Here is an 801-nt window from a genome sequence, read left to right on the forward strand (position 1 = left end):
GCAATGGCGCAAGCTGCGCCTGATCGCTTGGCGAGTTGGTCAGCGTGTGCGCCACGATGATCTGATGGGCGCCATCGACGGCGGCCTGTGCGTTGTAGCCCTGGATGAAGCCGTTTTTGGTCGGCATCACGCGGCTGTCGGGATCGGTGAAGTTGCGCTGCGCCTTGTCGCTCGGCTCTGCCGTGACGGGCTTGGACTTGCGTCCCGGCCGGCCCTTGCCGCCGTCGCCGGAGCGGTCGTCGCCCGGCTTCGAGGCCGCTTTGGCTTTGGCTTCAGCTTCCAGCGCAGCCTTGGCGGTCCGGATCTTCTCCAGCCGCTTCTCTTTGTTGGCCATCCACTCGGGCATTTCGTCGCCACGCTTCGAGGCTCCGAGCTGACGATCCTCAGCCTTGTCGGCTTGGGCGGCCTGGGCCAGCCAGCCCTCGACCTCCGCCGCAAGCCTCGGCTCGGCCTCTTTCATCCGGCCATAGCTCATCGCCTTGTTGATCCCGGCATTGGCCTTGATCTTGGTGCCGTCGAGCGCCACGTGGCCAAGCTTCACGAGCCCCGCCGCGCGACACAGCGCAAGAACCTGCCGGAACAATCCGGAGAGCGCAGCCAAATGCCGCTTGCGGAACTCGCTGATCGTGCGGAAGTCCGGACGCTGCATCCCCGTTACAGCCGCAAAATCCAGCCGCTCCTCGCAGCCCCGTGCGATCTTGCGCGACGAGTAGATCCCCTGGCTGTACGCATAAAGCAGCAGCGCTACCATCATGCCAGGATGATAGGGCGGAAAGCCGCGCTCCTCGTCGTAGACATCCA

The 801-nt window shown here is 64.9% G+C and carries 1 protein-coding gene; it reads right to left on the reverse strand.

Annotated elements, in window-relative coordinates; translation table 11 throughout:
- Positions 1 to 801, reverse strand: an 801-nt coding sequence (locus C7G61_RS42920; RefSeq protein WP_145963836.1) for a transposase, incomplete at both ends; no start/stop codon positions are given.

Source organism: Bradyrhizobium algeriense, assembly GCF_003062295.1.
Classification (GTDB): Bacteria; Pseudomonadota; Alphaproteobacteria; order Rhizobiales; family Xanthobacteraceae; genus Bradyrhizobium; species Bradyrhizobium algeriense.